The 17,944-nt window shown below is 34.8% G+C and carries 14 protein-coding genes, 1 tRNA gene and 2 pseudogenes; 4 read left to right on the top strand and 13 right to left on the bottom strand.

All coding sequences use genetic code 11. The annotated features are described in order from the left end of the window. Positions 1–16: 16 nt before the first annotated feature. The 8 genes and pseudogenes from ABWU67_RS02995 to ABWU67_RS02960 all read right to left on the bottom strand — a co-directional run bounded on the left by ABWU67_RS02995 (position 17) and on the right by ABWU67_RS02960 (position 10,281). Positions 17–875, bottom strand: a pseudogene (locus ABWU67_RS02995) (IS630 family transposase). A 464-nt stretch (positions 876–1,339) separates the two neighbouring features. Next, positions 1,340–2,641 (bottom strand): cbb3-type cytochrome c oxidase subunit I, encoded by a 1,302-nt coding sequence (locus ABWU67_RS02990; protein ID WP_341822175.1) that lies wholly within the window; start codon positions 2,639–2,641, stop codon positions 1,340–1,342. After that, complete coding sequence (locus ABWU67_RS02985; protein ID WP_353282173.1) at positions 2,634–3,929, bottom strand: Na+/H+ antiporter NhaC family protein; 1,296 nt, start codon at positions 3,927–3,929, stop codon at positions 2,634–2,636. Before ABWU67_RS02985 ends, ABWU67_RS02990 begins: the two co-directional genes overlap by 8 nt. A gap of 393 nt (positions 3,930–4,322) precedes the next feature. Then, complete coding sequence (gene lon / locus ABWU67_RS02980; protein ID WP_353282172.1) at positions 4,323–6,776, bottom strand: endopeptidase La; 2,454 nt, start codon at positions 6,774–6,776, stop codon at positions 4,323–4,325. 15 nt (positions 6,777–6,791) lie between these two features. Continuing rightward, positions 6,792–8,069, bottom strand: a complete 1,278-nt coding sequence (gene clpX / locus ABWU67_RS02975) for an ATP-dependent Clp protease ATP-binding subunit ClpX (RefSeq protein WP_174515832.1) — start codon at positions 8,067–8,069, stop codon at positions 6,792–6,794. Then, on the bottom strand, positions 8,069–8,695 hold the full coding sequence (gene clpP / locus ABWU67_RS02970) for an ATP-dependent Clp endopeptidase proteolytic subunit ClpP (RefSeq protein WP_038250016.1): 627 nt from the start codon (positions 8,693–8,695) through the stop codon (positions 8,069–8,071). Before clpP ends, clpX begins: the two co-directional genes overlap by 1 nt. 11 nt (positions 8,696–8,706) lie before the next feature. Beyond that, positions 8,707–10,041, bottom strand: a complete 1,335-nt coding sequence (gene tig, locus ABWU67_RS02965) for a trigger factor (RefSeq protein WP_341822162.1) — start codon at positions 10,039–10,041, stop codon at positions 8,707–8,709. 158 nt (positions 10,042–10,199) lie between these two features. Next, positions 10,200–10,281, bottom strand: a tRNA-Leu gene (locus ABWU67_RS02960). A 140-nt stretch (positions 10,282–10,421) separates the two neighbouring features. On the opposite strand from ABWU67_RS02960, the gene ABWU67_RS02955 reads away from it, so the two are divergent. Both ABWU67_RS02955 and gshB read left to right on the top strand, forming a co-directional pair. Then, positions 10,422–11,018: a BON domain-containing protein gene (locus ABWU67_RS02955; RefSeq protein ID WP_006279461.1), complete on the top strand. Its 597-nt coding sequence runs from the start codon at positions 10,422–10,424 to the stop codon at positions 11,016–11,018. Positions 11,019–11,078: 60 nt separating this feature from the next. Beyond that, positions 11,079–12,008 (top strand): glutathione synthase, encoded by a 930-nt coding sequence (gshB, locus tag ABWU67_RS02950; RefSeq protein WP_007549071.1) that lies wholly within the window; start codon positions 11,079–11,081, stop codon positions 12,006–12,008. On the opposite strand, the gene murG is transcribed toward gshB, so the two are convergent. Next, entirely contained in the window at positions 11,993–13,024 is a 1,032-nt protein-coding gene (gene murG / locus ABWU67_RS02945; RefSeq protein ID WP_341822164.1) for an undecaprenyldiphospho-muramoylpentapeptide beta-N-acetylglucosaminyltransferase, read from the bottom strand. The genes gshB and murG overlap by 16 nt on opposite strands. 69 nt (positions 13,025–13,093) lie before the next feature. On the opposite strand from murG, the gene ABWU67_RS02940 reads away from it, so the two are divergent. After that, positions 13,094–13,486, top strand: coding sequence for a hypothetical protein (locus tag ABWU67_RS02940; protein WP_006279962.1), 393 nt, complete (start codon positions 13,094–13,096; stop codon positions 13,484–13,486). A gap of 5 nt (positions 13,487–13,491) precedes the next feature. Here ABWU67_RS02940 and lpdA read toward each other — a convergent pair whose 3' ends face one another. The 3 genes from lpdA to ABWU67_RS02925 form a co-directional block, all read right to left on the bottom strand. After that, entirely contained in the window at positions 13,492–14,865 is a 1,374-nt protein-coding gene (gene lpdA, locus ABWU67_RS02935) for a dihydrolipoyl dehydrogenase (protein WP_151807945.1), read from the bottom strand. A gap of 75 nt (positions 14,866–14,940) precedes the next feature. Continuing rightward, complete coding sequence (locus ABWU67_RS02930; protein ID WP_049973639.1) at positions 14,941–15,363, bottom strand: IS110 family transposase; 423 nt, start codon at positions 15,361–15,363, stop codon at positions 14,941–14,943. 323 nt (positions 15,364–15,686) lie between these two features. Continuing rightward, complete coding sequence (locus tag ABWU67_RS02925) at positions 15,687–15,854, bottom strand: hypothetical protein (RefSeq protein ID WP_155968863.1); 168 nt, start codon at positions 15,852–15,854, stop codon at positions 15,687–15,689. A gap of 519 nt (positions 15,855–16,373) precedes the next feature. Here ABWU67_RS02925 and ABWU67_RS02920 point away from each other — a divergent pair. Further along, positions 16,374–16,972 (top strand): annotated as a pseudogene (locus ABWU67_RS02920) (IS5-like element ISWpi1 family transposase); the annotation flags it as partial. Here ABWU67_RS02920 and ABWU67_RS02915 read toward each other — a convergent pair. Further along, on the bottom strand, positions 16,936–17,916 hold the full coding sequence (locus ABWU67_RS02915; protein ID WP_353282171.1) for an IS481 family transposase: 981 nt from the start codon (positions 17,914–17,916) through the stop codon (positions 16,936–16,938). The pseudogene ABWU67_RS02920 and the gene ABWU67_RS02915 overlap by 37 nt on opposite strands. Positions 17,917–17,944: the final 28 nt, after the last annotated feature.

Genomic DNA, 17,944 nt, shown 5'->3' with positions numbered 1-17,944 from the left:
TAATAGTCCGAATAGGTCATAGGAAGGCAGAATCAACAGCACGACGAAAGGATTCGAATAGAGGAATGTTTTTCCTGGCTCTGTTTTTTATAGCAAACCAATGATGCTCAATTTTGTTAAAATCTGGAGAATAAGGCGGCAGATACAAAATTTCTGCACCGACTCCTTTAGCGAGCTTGATAAGCTTATCAGACTTATGAAAAGTAGCATTATCAAGAATGACAGTTTGTCCAGGTTCTAAGATCGGTGCCAAAAATTGCTCAAACCATCCATTAAAAATATCCATATTACAGTGGCCTTCAAATGTTAATGGAGCAACTATCTTTCTTCTACTTAAGGCTGCAACCATGCTGATTCGTTGAGTTTTTTTTCCAGATTTTAGGGCATAAAATCGCTGTCCTTTCTGGCAATACCCATATGGATAGTCCTCCGTGTTATCAATCCCAGACTCATCTATATACACTAAGTTTTCTGGTTCTTTTGTTGCTATAATTTTTAAGAATTCAGCACGTTTTTCTTCGTTCCTTTCCTTGTATCCATATGTCTTTTTTTGCGCGTAAATCCAATTTTTCTGAGAGCTCGGTGGATCGTTTCGATACTAACGTTGCCCCAAAGTTTAGCCATTTCCGACAGAGTTTTTCTACCGTGTTTTTTAGCAAATTCGATAAACTTATTCCAGTCGATAATTTTCTGATTGTAACCTCCATTACCGAGTTTTTTGACTGAAAGTCGCCTGTTTCTTTTTTTCTTTGCTTCCACTCCCACAAAGTAGTTCGTCCAATTTTAAATCTTGCTGCCACTGCTTCTCTGCTTTCCCCTTCGTCTAGTGCTTCCATTGCTTTTTTTCTTAAATCATAACTATATGCTGCCGGCATCCAACCTCCTTATCGCCATCTATCCTTAATCTTATCATATCCGGACTTCTGTGGAAAGAGCTATACTTTCAAGTATGGCGTTTTTTTATTCTAAACGCTTAATAACCGCGATTTAGTTGCTTTTAAGCCGCAACTAATCTAAATTATAAACATTAAGAAATTTACTAAACAGAAAAAAAGGCAAAAGAAACCCTAGGGTAGCTAGTTATTCACTATCCATTTTTTAAATCGGCGTTTTTTGATGTTTTAAATGCTTTATAAGCGCATTTCTGCTTATATTAGGTAAAAACCTAGAAATTTTATAAAGACATAAGGTGCACATAGTGCAAAAAATTAAACATGGGACGCCAGATACGTGAGTTTTTTGTCATTTAATCTGTACAGAGAAGATAAATAAATAGCTTCAGTTTCATGATAAGGGGGCTGGCGGAGTTTGTCAAGGAAGTTTTTTTTGTTTCTATGGGTCAGTTGGTACGCGCTTTGCCTTTTAACAGATGTAAAAGCACAATTATTACGAACAACATTCCACCAACAACTGATATAGCGCCACCTATAATGAAGCACGTGCGTGCTAACATTGACGAAATACTTGGCAGATCTGCAACCTTCCTTAAAGCACCATATCCACCAAGCCACACAAGACCAGTGATATGGAGAAAATGCCCTATACTGTAGGCATAAATCTGTAATCTTACCATGGAACTTTTTATCTCTTTAAAGTTTAATTTAGGTAACATCCAGTAGACAAAATTCATAAAAGCTATAGTGATACCAACTACAGAACCATGGTAATGAGCGGGAATCGTGACATTACCTTCAATAGTCAACACTCCGAGCACATCTCCATAAGTGAACAACAAAAATGAATGTAATAAATAGTTGCTTTTATCATTAATAAAAGTTCTGATGTTGTAGCACACTAATATTATCAAAAAGCACGGCAAAACTGCTCCAGCAATCCTCATATGCCAAGTAAAAAACTGTATTAACTTGGCACTATCAACTGGATAAACAAAATATACAAACGGTGCGCCTACAGCTAAAATCGTGTTTATAAATAGTGGTAAAATAGTAATTTTATTGTTTGAAGCTAAACTAATATCATTGGAACTTAGCATTATTAAATAGACTAAAAACATTCCTTGAGTAAAAGCAAACTGCAATAAATGTCCGCCTCCCCAAAAGAGATATTCGTAAAATAAATTATTATCTGAGTGATATAGACCTGGAGGCATATTATTATATGCTAAAACAAAGCAAAGAAATGACGATACAAGTATAATAACTAGCCCAATTTGCCCAACAGAGAGAAATGAAACCTCTTTTTTTGATGTGTATGCTAGCATTGTATTTACTAATATACTGGCAATAAATAAACTGAGTCCAAGTAAAAATAATTTGTTTTGTAATACGGGAATATAGTTACTTTTGATAACTTCAGTGTTTGGAACGAATGCGGATATAAACATGAGCAGCATCGAAAGGGTTGATAGAACCCATGAAAAGTTAAACCAACTATTGGTATTTTGTAGGTTTATGATAAAGAGCAGAGATATTATAGAGCACATCCACACCAAAATTGACAAGTTCACGTGTATTACCAGCGCATTATCAAAAATATATTGTGCAGAAGGAACAAGAGAGGAGATAAAAGGCAATCGTAGAAAAATAACAATTATTGACAGTAACCCAGAGCAAGCAAGGGCACATACTGCTAGGAATATCCATCTTTTACAAAGTGAAGCATTGTCTTGTATGTTAAGCACAATCTTTTTTCTCAATTTTGTTCAATACAATATATAACACTGCAATAATACCTAAAACATAGCAATAGTATACGTGTGGCATGACTGCCAAAGGTGAAACTCCAGCAATAGTGCTAGCCAAAAGCAATTGAGCGCCATACGGTATTAATCCTTGAAATACACAAGAAAATATGCCTAGCCATGCTGTACTATAGTGAGGCGGTATTTCATATTTCTTAGCAATATCTCTAGCAATTTCACCACTAAAAATTATAGCGATGGTGTTATTTGCAAGTAAAATATCAAATATGCTGACTATTTTTGCAATAAATAATTGCGCAGTTTTTTGTCCACCACGTTGTATCATAACCCAAGATGAAAGTTTATCTGCAAACTCCTTAGAATTTTTACCTACCAGTCCTGAAAGCCCGCCAACCATCAATGACAGTAGCATAATTTCATGCATACTCATAAACCCCTTAGTGATGTTTTGGCTTAAAAATAATAAACCATAATTGTTGTTATTTATAAATCCAATGATTCCAGCAAAAGTTATGCTTAAAACCAATGCCGTAAATACATTTATTCCAAAGTTTGCAAGCAATATAAGTATTATGTAAGGAGTCACAAGCAATAAAGAATACTCCTTAACTGAAATAGCAGCACTATTGCTTGAGCTATAAAATAATATAATTATTGTGAATATAGAAGCAATTAGTGCCACTTTTGCATTCAGTTTTAATTTTTTCTTTATATCAGCCTTTTGAGACATCACAGATGCAATTGTAGTATCAGAGATAATAGATAAATTGTCGCCAAACATTGCTCCTCCTACAACGGTTGCAACTCCTAAGGAAGGAGAAATCCCAGCTTGTGTCAGTTCAACTGCAATAGGAGCAATTGTTGCAATGGTGCCCATTGATGTACCAATAGCAGTGGAGATGAAAGCTGCTACAAAAAATAATCCTATGAGTAAAAATTGTGTTGGTATAAATGAAAGAGCCAAATTAACTGTGGCATCAGCACTACCGATTGCTTTAGTTACTTCACTGAATGCACCTGCAAGTAAGAAAATGATACACATAGTGATAATATTACGATCTCTTACCCCATCTAGAAAGGCATACATTTTTTCTTCAGTATTGCCCTTGTATAAAACCCAACCCAGAGCTATGGCAGGAACAATGGCTACCAGTGGAGATAACTGATAAAAAGCATTTGACACGCCAAGAATAGTAAAATATATACCACTTCCTACAAAAAGAAATAGGAACAGTAAAATAGGCAAAAAATTTGTAAGATAAAACATACCTCTACTCCAGCTCTGATAAACGCAAATCAACTATGATATGATTTATATTATTATAAACCACAGTTAGCACCTTGACCAAGGTTTTTCTAGAAAGCAATCTACCAGAAAAGGTTTCCATGAAAAGGACTATTATAATATATCATCTACTTGAATTATAGCCTTTCTTATAATAGTCCGAATGCGATAAGATATGTGTTTATGGCTATAGCAGGCCAGTAGCATATTACGGTCTGTTCGGATTATTGTAAAAAGAGCTATAAACTGGGAGATAGAATAAGTAAAAAATATGAATGACATAACAACAAAGCAAGTCATATCCTTATGGGATGCACAAGTTGGTGGATTTTTGCCGGATAAAAGAGAAATGGAGATTGATAATATTTTTTTAATCTAATGCTTCAATGTTTCCGACATAGGAAAAGTATCATCTTTACTTTCTATAGAGGAAGGCACACTATTTTGATTATCATCACCATTAATTGGAGTAGTAGGGTGCATTAAAGCAACTTTCATAACTTCATCAATATTCTTAGCAAAAACTACGTTGATCCCCTCTTTGATGCTTGCCGGAATTTCTTGCATATCTTTCTCATTTTCACTTGGTATAATCACAGTTTTGATTGATCCTCTGAGCGCTGCAAGCAATTTTTCTCTCAAGCCCCCGATAGCTAAAACTCTACCACGCAATGTCACTTCGCCTGTCATAGCAACATTTTTGTTAACTGGTATATTTGTCATAAGAGAAACAATAGACGTACATACCGCGCCGCCAGCAGAAGGGCCATCTTTTGGTACAGCACCCTCAGGTACATGCAAATGTATATCATTATTTTGGAATTTTTCGGGCTTTATACCAAAAAATAAACAATTTGATCGAATATAACTATACGCAGCTTTTATAGATTCTTGCATAACCTCTCCAAGCTTTCCTGTGTATTTTATTTCTCCCTTGCCCGGAATTAGGACTGATTCTATCATCAAAATATCACCACCTGTTTCAGTATAGGCGAGCCCAGTTACTATTCCTACTAAACTCTCATTTTCCGCAATGCCAAAGGTATATTTACGTACCCCTAAATAATCTTGTAAATTGTCAACCCCTACGGATATTTTCTTATTTTTATCAGTCAATATTTCTTTAACTGCCTTTCTCATGAGCTTTGCAAGCTCCCTCTCCATACTCCGCACACCACTCTCACGTGTATATAAACGTATCAATTCATATAACGCCTCATTAGTTATGCTCCACTCCTTCTGATGCAAACCATGCTCCTTCTTTAACTTCGGAATAAGGTGGTGTGTAGCAATACTGATTTTTTCATCTTCAGTATACCCGGACAATTGTATAATTTCCATTCTATCACGCAAAGGATGTGGTAAATTTAAGCTGTTTGCCGTAGCTACAAACATTACACTTGAAAGATCAAACTCAATTTCCAAGTAATGATCCGTAAAGTGTTTATTGTGCTCAGTATCTAAAACCTCAAGTAATGCAGATGCAGGATCGCCACGCGAATCAGAACCCATCTTATCTATTTCATCAAGCAGAAAAAGCGGGTTGCATGACTTAGCTTTTTTCATGTGTTGAATGATTTTACCAGGCATTGAGCCAATATAAGTTTTCCTATGCCCTCGTATCTCGGACTCATCACGCACACCACCAAGAGCTATACGAACAAAATCTCTTCCTACTGCTCTTGCCATAGACTTAGCTAAAGAAGTTTTACCAACACCTGGTGGTCCAACTAAGCAAAGTATAGGACCTTTTATCTCTTTTACTCTTTTTAATACCGCTAAAAATTCTATTATTCTATCTTTTACTTTCTCTATGCCATAATGATTTTCATCTAAGATTTTCTTAGCTGTATTTAAGTTAATTTTTGCATCTTTGTACTTTCCCCATGGCAACTCAAGCAACCAATGCAAGTAACTAGATATAACTGTAGCTTCAGGAGAAATGGGATTCATTTTCTTGTATCTCTTCAAATCAGTTATAGCTTTCTCTCTTGCTTCCTGAGAAAGCTTTGTTTCATTTATCTTTTTTTCAAATTCATTGAGTATATTCCCTTCATCACCATTCTCAAATTCGCCTAATTCTTTCTGTATAGCTTTCAATTGCTCGTTAAGGTAGTAAACTTTCTGAGTGCTTTCAACTTGCGATTTAATTGTCTTATATAAACGGTTTTGTGCGTTCAAAATACTCATTTCTCTCTCAATAAAAGCAAAAGCTTTTTTTAAACGCTCTTCTGGGTCATAAGCCTCAAGTATACTTTGTTTATCTGATACTTTTATATTTAAATTTGAAGCTACCGTGTCTACAAGTTGATCAACTTCTTTGATTTGATCAATGGAGTTAATGGCAACCTCGGGTTGATTTTTCTTGTTTAGCTTACACCAGCTATCGAACGCGTCTACAACAGACCGCCTTAAAGCTTCTAAATCAATATTGTCTTCATCTTCTTTATAATGATTGTCTAACTCTACCCTGGCTTGTAATAAAGTATGAGAGCTAATATATTCTACAACTCTTCCCCTTCTTATCCCCCGGATTATAACTTTTACTGCATTGTCAGGTAATTTTATTAACGGTTGTACAATGCTTGCTAACACACCTACTTCATAAAGATCTTCAGGCTCTGGATTATCAACAGAGCCATCTTTCTGTGCTACAAGAAAAATCTCATTTTGGTGATTACTACTACTTATTGCATACTCTAGTGCATTAACAGATTTTTCTCTGCCTATGAATAAAGGCACCATTATATTTGGAAAAATTACTACATCTCTTAAAGGTAATACTGACAATGCAGCAAAACCAGAGCTCACAGTACGTTCAATGTTCATAATATATGCCTCAAATTAATCATTAACCGTTATAACATTGCCATTATTATTATGATTAACCGTTGCTTTTCCTAACTCTACCATTTTCTTAGTGATTACTATAGTGCTACCTTCAAAGCCTCCGTTTCCAGATGTATACATAATGTCAAGCAAAAGTGACTCCAAGATAGCACGTAACATTCTTGCGCCTGTTTTATAGCTTATAGCCTTTTTAGCAATAGCTGATATTGCTTCATCTGAAAACTCAAGGTTTACTTTGCTAAACGCAAGCAATGCTTTGTATTGTTTTATTAGCGCATTTCTTGGTTCTGTCAAAACATGTATTAAATCTTCATGATCCAGCTCATCTAAAACAGCAGTTATTGGAACCCGCCCTACAAATTCGGGTATTAAACCGAATTTGATTAAATCTTCAGGTTGAACATCATGTAAAGCATTTTTTTTCTTTTGCTCTTTAGACTGACTTATATCTGCTCCAAAGCCAACTGATGTTCCCTTTTTTCTCGCTTCAATAATTTTATCGAGGCCTTCAAAAGCTCCTCCACAAATAAACAGTATGTTACTAGTATCCACTTGTATAAACTCTTGTTGTGGATGTTTTCGCCCTCCTTGTGGCGGAACATAAGCAACTGTACCCTCCATAATCTTAAGCAGAGCTTGCTGGACCCCTTCACCTGAAACGTCACGGGTTATTGAAGTGCTTTCAGATTTTCTTGTGATCTTGTCTATTTCATCTATAAACACTATACCACGCTGTGCTTTTGCAACGTCATAATTTGCAGCTTGTAATAAACGCGACAACACGCTTTCTACATCATCACCCACATAACCTGCCTCAGTTAAAGTTGTCGCATCAGCCATAGCAAATGGCACATCTGAAACTTTAGCAAGTGTTTTGGCCAGCAAAGTCTTACCAGAACCAGTGGGACCAATAAGCATTATATTTGACTTCTCGATTTCAATATCACTTATAGCATGAAATTGTACCATGGATTGACAATGGTTATACATAGCTACAGATAAAACATGTTGCGCATGTTCTTGACCTACAACATGCTTGCTAAGAAAATTTTTTATATCCTCAGGTTTCTTTAGTAATAGCTTCATATCAGATATACGATCTGAATTAAAAGATCTATCTTTCTTTTGACTTATTGCTTTATGGGATAATTCTATGCACTCATTACAAATAAACACCTTTAAACCATCCGAAGAGTTAGTAATCAATTTATCTACTTCATCTTGCGCCTTGTTGCAAAAAGAACAGTAGTGTAAATCATTATTGTTATCCATTAACCCACCTTTTGTTTAACTTTAGTATTTTCAATTTCAATATCTGTACGCTCAGCTATCACCCTGTCAATTAAGCCAATTTTCCTTGCTTCTTCAGGATCCATGAATTTATCTCTTTCCATCATTCCTTCAATTTTCTTCAGTGAATTTCCAGTATGTTTTTCATAAATTTGATTTAGTTTTTTCTTAACTCGCAAAATTTCATTAGCATGTATTTCTATATCAGTTGCTTGACCATGATAACCACCAGATGGCTGATGTATCATAATTCTTGAATGAGGTAGAGAGTAGCGCTTACCTTTTGTACCAGCTGCAAGCAATAAAGAACCCATAGACGCAGCTTGACCTATACATAAAGTTGAAACGTCTGGGTTTATATACTGCATTGTATCGTAGATCGACAAACCAGCAGTTACAACACCACCTGGTGAGTTAATATACATACAAATGTCTTTATCGGGATTTTCCGATTCTAAAAATAAAAGCTGTGCTACTATTACGCTAGCCATGTTGTCCTCAATAGGACCTGTTACGAAAATTATTCTTTCTTTCACTAGTCTTGAATATATGTCATAAGCGCGCTCACCGCGACTAGTTTGTTCAACTACAATTGGTATAAGAGTCATACCTTTTCCTATTAAATATTATCAAATAATTCCTTTAATTCTTTCACAGAAACAATCTGCTCTTCTTTACTAACTTTTTCTATTATATAATCTGTCACTTTATACTCAAGCGCTTGCCCTCTAACTAATTCTTGAAATTGTTTATTTGATTCAAAATGCTTAAGTACTCTGTCAAATTGCACATCTTTACTGACATATTGATTTACAATAACACTCAAAACATCATTTTGAGTTAATGATATTTTATGTTCTGCACTAAATTTCATAAATAACATAGCAAGCTTTACACGTTTTTCAGCTTCTTTACGAGAATCATTTTGAGTGCCCAGTTCTCCTTCCATTCTTTGTTGCTCCTGTTTTACTATGTCTGTGGGTAAATCAAAACTATAATTAGCATCCAAATAATCAAATAGCTCCTTTTTAATTAAGAAATTTATCATTTCAGTGCACTGATCACCAATCATTTGTTTTGCATGACTTATTAGCAAAGAATAATCTTTAAAACCAATACTCTTAGCTATTTCATTATCATTTTCAAAATCTTTGGCAACCTGAATCTCATTAATTCGCACAGAAAAATCAGCTTCCTGTCCTGCAAGGGAAATGGCTTGGTAATTTTCAGGAAATTTCAACTTAAAGTTCTTTGTTTCTCCCTTTTTCATACCAGTTAATTGATCTTCAAAACCATTAATAAATGTGCCAGACCCTAAATTAACGGCAAAATTTTTGCTACTTCCACCCTGAAAGAGCTTATTCCTAATCCGCCCTTCAAAATCAATTATCAATTTATCCCCATCTTTCGCTTGATAAGAAGCATCATCAACAGAGGCAAAATTGGGGAACTTTGTTTTGATAGAATCAATAAATTCTTTTATATCTTCCTCTTCAATCTTTGCTTCAATTTTCTTTAAGTTTATTTTGTCAAGATCTATCATCGGTACTTCAGGCATCGACTCAAAAGATAGCTTGTATACAAAATTGCCCTCCTCATTTTCTTTGCCCAGATCTGGTAATGATATAACATCAACCTTAGGATAAATGTGAGACTTGACTTCAATTTTTTTCATCAAATCACTTGAGCAATAATCAATTGTATTATTTATCACATATTCCAAAGCCTCGTTTTTATAATTTGCAACAACAAGGTCATAGGGCATCTTTCCAGCCCTAAATCCAGGTGATTTTGCATTTTCTGCTATCTCTTGCAACCTGGAATTTACCTTTTGTTTTATATAATCACTACCAACTGTGATTTCATACTCATACTTTAGTTTATCTATACTAAGCTCTTTGTAGGTATATACGCTACTTACTTCGACTGTATTTTGAGGTATATTATTAGACATCATAATTCATTTATTAACATTTTAATTCATATCTTAATAGAGTCATTTTACCAGAATTTAAGTTAAACACAATCCTTAAGAACAGGTTTTTACACAAACAAAAGTGTATTTAGTGATTATAAATTTTCCCTTAAAACCTAAGTTACATGACTTTAAAGTGCGGATAGAGGGACTTGAACCCCCACGAGCAAGCTCACCAGGACCTAAACCTGGCACGTCTACCAATTCCGCCATATCCGCAAGAAATTTTTAGTACCCTATTATAGGTATTCCATTAAAAATATTCAAGGTTTAAAGTCTTACTTAATTTATGGTATTTACACAATCAAAAAAGCTTATTAACATTTCTTAATGAAAGCTCTAAACCCTGAAAATCAATAATGAGATTAATAACAAGCTTCTTACTCGCAATTTTTTTGATTACACAAAGTGGTTGCACAACCCTTATAATAGGTGGTGTGGTGGCTACAGCGACAGCAACAGCAATAACAATGCAGGACAAATCCTTGGGAAATATCATTGATGATACGACTATGGTCATCAGAATTAATAAGGGGCTCTTAAAACATGGGCTATTTTCATCCATAAAGGTTAAAGTAAGTGAAGGAAGAGTATTGCTCATTGGAAGTGTTGACACTCCTGAAAAACAACTTACAGCAGAAAAAATAGCTTGGCAGCAAAAAGAAATTAAAGAAGTGATAAATGAAATAAGAGTAATACCAATTCAAATGGCTTCCATGCTAGACACCACTGTAGATGGCATGATAACAGCGGAAATAAGAACAAGACTCCTGGGAAAAAGAAATATTAAGTCAATTAATTATAGCGTTAATACGGTTGATAGAGTTGTTTATTTGATGGGTATAGCCCAAAATAAAGCGGAATTAAAAGCTGTAATAGCAATTGCAAGAAAAGTAAAGGGAGTAAAACAAGTTGTAAGTTATGTACGATATAGGTACAGTAAGTTACGCCATTAGGCAAAAATCGCTTTCAAATTATAACATTTGTACAATTGTGACAATAGGTAGAGAACATAAATGAAAGTTGCCTTTCAGATGGATGAAAATATAAATTTTGAAACTGACACTACATTCGTGCTAATAAAGGAAGCACAAAGGAGGAAGCACGAAGTTTTTGTCTATGCTCCTAACAATTTAGCACTAAAGCTAAACCATCCAATTGCTCTGGCTCAGAAAGTCAGCGTTGATGATTTTAGTTTTATCTCTAAAGAGGATGTAGCAATCAACTTGAATGAAATGGACATCATATTTATCAGACAGGATCCACCCTTTGATATGCGTTATATTACAACAACATATATCTTAGAAAAAACCAGCGCATTGGTAATTAACAATCCAACAGAAATAAGAAATTGTCCTGAAAAATTGATAACTTCATTATTTCCAGAGCTAATTCCGCCAACTTTGATTACTGAAAATATATCAATGATTAGAGATTTCTACTACAACTATCAAGATATTATTCTGAAGCCATTGTATAGTTATGGAGGAAACGATGTGATAAGAATACAAGATGAGAATAGTATTCAAGTAGTAGTGGATCTCATGATAGCAAAATACGAATGCCCTGTGATTGCACAATCATTTTGTAAAAACATAGATAAAGATAAAAGAATATTGCTACTTTATGGCCAACCAATTGGTGTAATGAAACGAATTCCAAAAATCAGTGGAGAGATCAGAACAAACATGCGACTTGGAGCAAGTTTTGAGCCCGCTCAAATGAACGATAGAAACAATGAAATATGTAACAAAATTGGTCCTGAATTAAAGAAAAGAGGGCTAATATTTGTTGGTATTGATATTATAGATGACTTCCTGCTCGAAATTAACACAACTTCACCCACGGGAGTAGTTTATATCAATAAATTGTATAATATATCGCTAGAAAAGGATCTTTGGGACGTGTTTGAAGAAAAAGCAAGCAGCCATCAACTAAACCTGTGAACAATCACCTTAACAAACTCAGTAGTCCCATTCTTTATCCCTGTTTTTTCTGTACTATTGGTCATATCACGCAATTTTTGAGAATTATTTAATAGATCAAATAGTACCTCTGTTAGATTTTTTTTTGCTTCACTATTCTGCTTAACTATTATAGCTGCTCTCGAGTCTTCAATATATTTTGCGTTATAAAATTGGTGATTATCTTTTGAGTAAGGGTAAGGAATATATATAGCAGAACGCCTAGCAAGAGTGATCTCTGCTATTGAAGTTGCTCCTGCTCTGCTAATTACCAAGTGAGCATTGGCCAGTCTATTCTCCATATCATCAAAAAATTCACTCAATTCACAATCGATCTTTTCACTTTTGTATAGACTTTTGACCTTGTTTACATTTTTCTTCGTACATTGCTGCGTCACTCTAATTTTCTTTTTCATTTTCATAGGTAAATCACAAATTACGCTGCTTACTACATCATCAAAAAAATTTGCACCTTGGCTGCCTGCTATGACCAATATATTTAGGATTTTCTCAGTGCTAGAATGGCTCTGTGCTTTTATATCAACAAAATTTCCTGTAAAAATACATTTATTGCCCTCTGCATATTTAGTCTCCGGAAAGCTGGTTGCAATTAATTTTGCACTCTTGAAAAAGAATCTATTTACTCTCCCTAAAACTGTGTTTTGTTCATGTAAAATTATAGGTATAGAAAGAACTCTTGCTGCAAGAAGAGTTGGAAAAGAAGCATAGCTACCAAAACCAATGACCGATTTTGGTTTTAATTTTCTTACTTGATACAGTGCTAACATAGAGCTGTATATCAAGAAAAGGAAAAACTTAAATTTGTTGCTGCTTGGTCTACGTAATGGTAAGGTGTAGCTTTCTATGTCGGTATTTTTATTTGTTTTTTTATCAGTGAATAATATGCAATTGTATCCTTGTGTCTTTAGTGCTTTTGCTAAAGCTATGGCCGGAAAGATATGCCCACCTGTGCCACCTGTTGCTAAAATAATATCCATCTGTAAATAATAAATCCTAGATTGTTAACTGTTATTTAACAATTTGCACGTAGAATTTTATTAAGCGTTATGATAGTTGAGTTAAAAATGCCTAAAAGTAATAGTAAAAAAGAACCTAATGAGAAAAATAAACCTCAAGAACAAAGAGAAGGCAGAAGCGGAGGTTTTTTAGAACTGCTAAAAAATATAATAAAAATTCTTTTCAATTCGGTCGTTGACCTACCTGAGCACGAGCAGCATAATAAAATGAAAAGCACTAATCTACAACAAGGTTTGGATACTAAAGGAAAAGGCCCAGAAGATCTTCATCCAAAGGCAAAGCTTGAAGTTAAAGAAGCAGCTAAGGGATTGAAAGAAGAGTTACAGAATTCTGATGCTGGTGGTAATCAATCTATTGAAACTAAAGTGCCTAATCAAACTACTACTCAAGACATTGACAACTCTAAAACGATGGAACGTTAGTTCAACTATTTAACATCTGCAGCAAGCACTGATTCATGTATCATCTCTGAAATGGTTGGATGAGGAAAAATCGTAGATTTTATGTCGAAGTCTGTTCCTTCTAGTTGCTTTGCAAGAGCAAAATTGCTAATTAACTCCGTTACTTCTGCACCTATCATGTGGCTACCCAGAATTTCTCCGGTTTTTTTATCTATAATCGTTTTCACTAACCCTTCAGTTTCACTGAGTGCAACAGATTTACCATTAAAGTTAGAGTGAAATTTTCCTATTTTTATATCATACCCACCTTTTATTGCCTGTTCCTCAGTAAGGCCGATGCTCGCTATTTGTGGATGAGAATAAGTGCAATTTGGTATGCATTCTTTTTTTAACGCATGAGCATTTTTACCAGCAATCTTTTCAATGCAGATCACGGCTTCATGGCTCGCTTTATGTGCTAAACATGGTGGGCCAGCTACATCACCTATTGCATACACATTTGATTCACTAGTTTCATACCATTCATTCGTTTCAATAAAGCCAGAAGGGCTTAATTTAATTTTTGTATTTTCTAAACCTATATTTTCAATATTTGCTTGAATTCCAACCGCAACAATCACCCTCTCAAATTCTTTGCTCTCACCACTACTTAGTAGCACTTGAGCAGAGTCTTTACTTTTAGTAAGAGCTTTTACGCTACTGCTTGTATATATTTCTATCCCCTGTTTTGTGAATATTTCTTGTGCTAAATCTGAAATGTCCTTATCCTCCAGCGGCAAAATAGTGCTCTTTATCTCTATGATTGTTACATCAACACCCAAAGTACTATAAAAACTTGCAAATTCTATTCCAATTGCACCAGACCCTATAATTAGTAGCGATTTTGGTAATCTCTCTGGAGTCATAGCGTGCTGCGCATTCCATATTAAATCTCCATCTGCCTCTATTCCAGGCAGATTCCGTGCCCTCACGCCTGTTGCTAAAATGATATGCTTGGAAACAATTTCTTGTTCTTCCTTATCGCTAACGACTTTTATAGTACCATTGCCTGCAAGTTTACCAAAACCTTGATGAACTTTGATATTATTTTTTTTCATCAAATATGCAACACCGCTTGACAATTTATCAACAACGTTTCTTGAGTATTTCACTATTGATTGTATATCAAAATTCGCTCCCTTTACTTCTATACCAAACTCTTTTGATCTTTTTATTAGCCTATAAACCTCAGATGCTCTAAGCAGTGATTTTGTTGGTATACATCCCCAATTTAAGCATATACCGCCTAAATTTTTTTCTTTTTCCACAATTGCAGTTTTAAACCCAAGCTGTGCCGCCCTAATTGCCGCTATATAACCACCAGGACCGCTACCTATAACCGTAATATCATACTCATTCATCAGTTTTCTTCGTATTCAAAAAGATTATATATAACAGATGGAACCCATACAATCAATGGTCTGTCATCTACCGTCTTAAGAGTCAAGATAAAAGTTGTTATTTTTTATCATGGCATTTAAACAAACGATAATTTTTCTCATGACAGCAACTAATGCAACCTTAGCAGCTTTGCCAGAATCAACCAAACGCTGATAAAACGCTTTCATTTTTCTGTTGTGGCGCATAGCAACAAGAGCTGACATGTATAGTGCTTTCCTTGCATAAAACCTGCCTCCTTTGATTTGAGCTTTGCCAACTTTTCTTCCACTTTCACTAGTTTTAGGTGCAACTCCAACTAAGCATGCAATTTCTCTATTCTCTAATCTACCAAGCTCAGGCACCTCTGTCAGTAGAACGCTCGCCGTCTTTGATCCAATACCTTTATAGCTGATTAAAAGCTCATTTTTTCCTTTCAATTCAGCTATTGCGTCTTCTATGTCTTGCCTAATTTCTTTCAATTGTTTTTCAGCAAACCCTATCTGTCTTTCTATGTATTCTCTAGCTTTTCCCGTCGCACTTTGCAGGCGACACTTGTTTGCATGAATTGCATCATTTAAATTACGCTCAACTGCCCCCAGCTCCTTTAATTCCTCTTGCTTTTGTGAAATTATACATCCTTTTACTTCACCGTCTTTACTGACAAATTCAGCGTATTTTTCCAGTAATTTAGCATCTAACTTGTCAGTTTTTGCAAAATGATTGCAAGCTTTGGCAAATTCATATACCCGATTCGGGTGAGCTTTATGGACAGTTATCTTGCAACAATTTTATAATGAGCTTTTCATAGCCACCAGCTTACACATAACTTGATGGGTAAATCGACTATATTTGTTTCTATAAACTTAGATATAGCATCACTCACGTTTGCTATGCGCTTATGCTTGCCATTAATTGAGATGTCCAATGCTTCCTTGGAAACATCTACTCCCATGAAAATTATTCTAGCCATTTTTGTACCTATAAATATAATCAAACAATAATGCAAAATGCTGTATACAGGATTGTAATTCGATCTTTTAGATCCACCTACCGTTCGTACTACATTTTGCTTTAAGCCTTACTATTACCCACAAATAAAAACATAGTATTGTATTTACTCAAATAATTTAATTTTATTAACCTGAAAGCTTATTAGATTAAAATTATTAAACTAAGAGTTATAATTTTAGCAACTAAAAGCTGTAAATTGCACCATATAAACAGTTATTTCAAGCAAAAGTTATGCCATTAAGAGCTATGCAACAAACATTTATATTTGTGGGTAATAGTAAGATCTAAATCCGATAGAGCATTGTTGGCACACCATCAAAAGTCGCCTCAGACCTCTAATGCATCAATGTACAAACTTACACCTTTTAGTTGGTAATACCATTTTAGACGTTTATCATTCGTTTTAGAAAATACTATAGGAGGTTGTCCGGAAACAAGTAAAAGGCTATAATATCTGAAATTTTAGTACGGGGTAAAGATGAGAAAAAAGTATCCAACAGATCTAAGCGAAAGGGAATGGGCAAGAATAGAAAAACACTTCAGAGTATCATACAAGAAAGGAGGAAGGCCGCCAAAGTATAGCAAAAAAGAAATATTAGAAGCAATTTTCTATGTATTGCGTACAGGGTGTCAATGGCGGTATTTACCAAATGATTTTCCGCTATGGAAGACTGTGTATGAGCAGTTCAGGCAATGGAAGAAGCAGGGAATTTTTGAGAAAATGAATTATGAAATTACAAAATATAGTAGAAGAAAAATAGGAATGAATGAGCAGCCGAGTGCCTGTATAGTAGATAGTCAATCTGTAAAGACTACAGAAAAGGGGGGATCAAAGGCTATGATGGAAGTAAAAAAGTAAAGGGTAGAAAAAGGCATATAATTACAGACACTCAGGGTTTTATACTAGGTTGTTACGTAGGCGCTGCTAACGAAAATGATAGAGATGGTATTAAAATAGCATTAAACAATATGAGAACAAAATATACTAAAGTTAAAAAAATGTGGGCTGACATGGGATACCAAGGAAGAAATTTAAAGAATCACATAAAGGAAGAATATGACATAGATATTGAAATGTATGGTCCCAGAGTGTGATGGTGTGGATTTAGTATAAATAATTCTGGAGACTGTGTCCACTGATAACATATAAATTCATAAGGAGTAAGACCCTTAAGAGTTTTGAGTCTCTTTGCATAATTATAAGCCATAACAAAGTTATAAAGGTGTTCTTTAAGTTGCTGGTGCGATTGATAGTAATACTTCTTAACTGTAGCATCCTTTAAAGTTTTATTCATACGCTCGACTTGCCCATTCGTCCAAGGATGGCTAACTTTTGTCAAACGATGTTCAATAACATTCTCTTCGCAAACTCTATCAAATATATGTTGGAAAGCATACTTATGACGCTTCTGGTTTGTAAATTGTATACCGTTATCTGTCAAAATAGTATGGATTTTATACGGTAAAATTCTAATCAAATTACGTAAGAACTCAGCAGCTATGGGTTTTGTAGCACTGTTACACAACTCAACATAGGTAAATTTGGATGTCCTATCAATAGCAACAAACAAATGTAATTTGCCCTCCTCAGTTCTAACTTCAGCAATATCAATATGAAAGTAACCGATAGGATATTGTTTGAATTTCTTTTTTGACTTAACTTCTCCATCAACAGTTGGTAATCTGCTAATGTTGTGTCTTTGTAAACAACGATGCAAGCTAGAGCGAGTCAAATGCGGAATTGTAGACTGCAGAGCGTAAAGGCAATCATCTAGTGGCAGTAGTGTATACTTGCGAAATGTAACTATTATAGCTTCCTCTTCTAGCGTTAAAACAGTTGATCTTGGATGCTTTCGACCCATATCAGCATCTTTCGTAAATGAACGTTTTCTCCACTTAATAATAGTTTTTGGATTAAGGTTATAATGCTTGGAGAGTTTTGCTATGCTCTCTTTTCTATTTTGTATTGCTCTACGAATCGTCTGTGTTGTTTTGGCGCACCCATGTAATATCTGTCCCATAATGACTCCTTAAATGATGATGATAGTA

Source organism: Wolbachia endosymbiont (group A) of Aleiodes leptofemur, from assembly GCF_964028465.1.
Taxonomy (GTDB): Bacteria; Pseudomonadota; Alphaproteobacteria; order Rickettsiales; family Anaplasmataceae; genus Wolbachia; species Wolbachia pipientis.
Note: the sequence above shows the minus strand (reverse complement) of the source record. Positions and strands in the feature narration are given on the sequence as shown.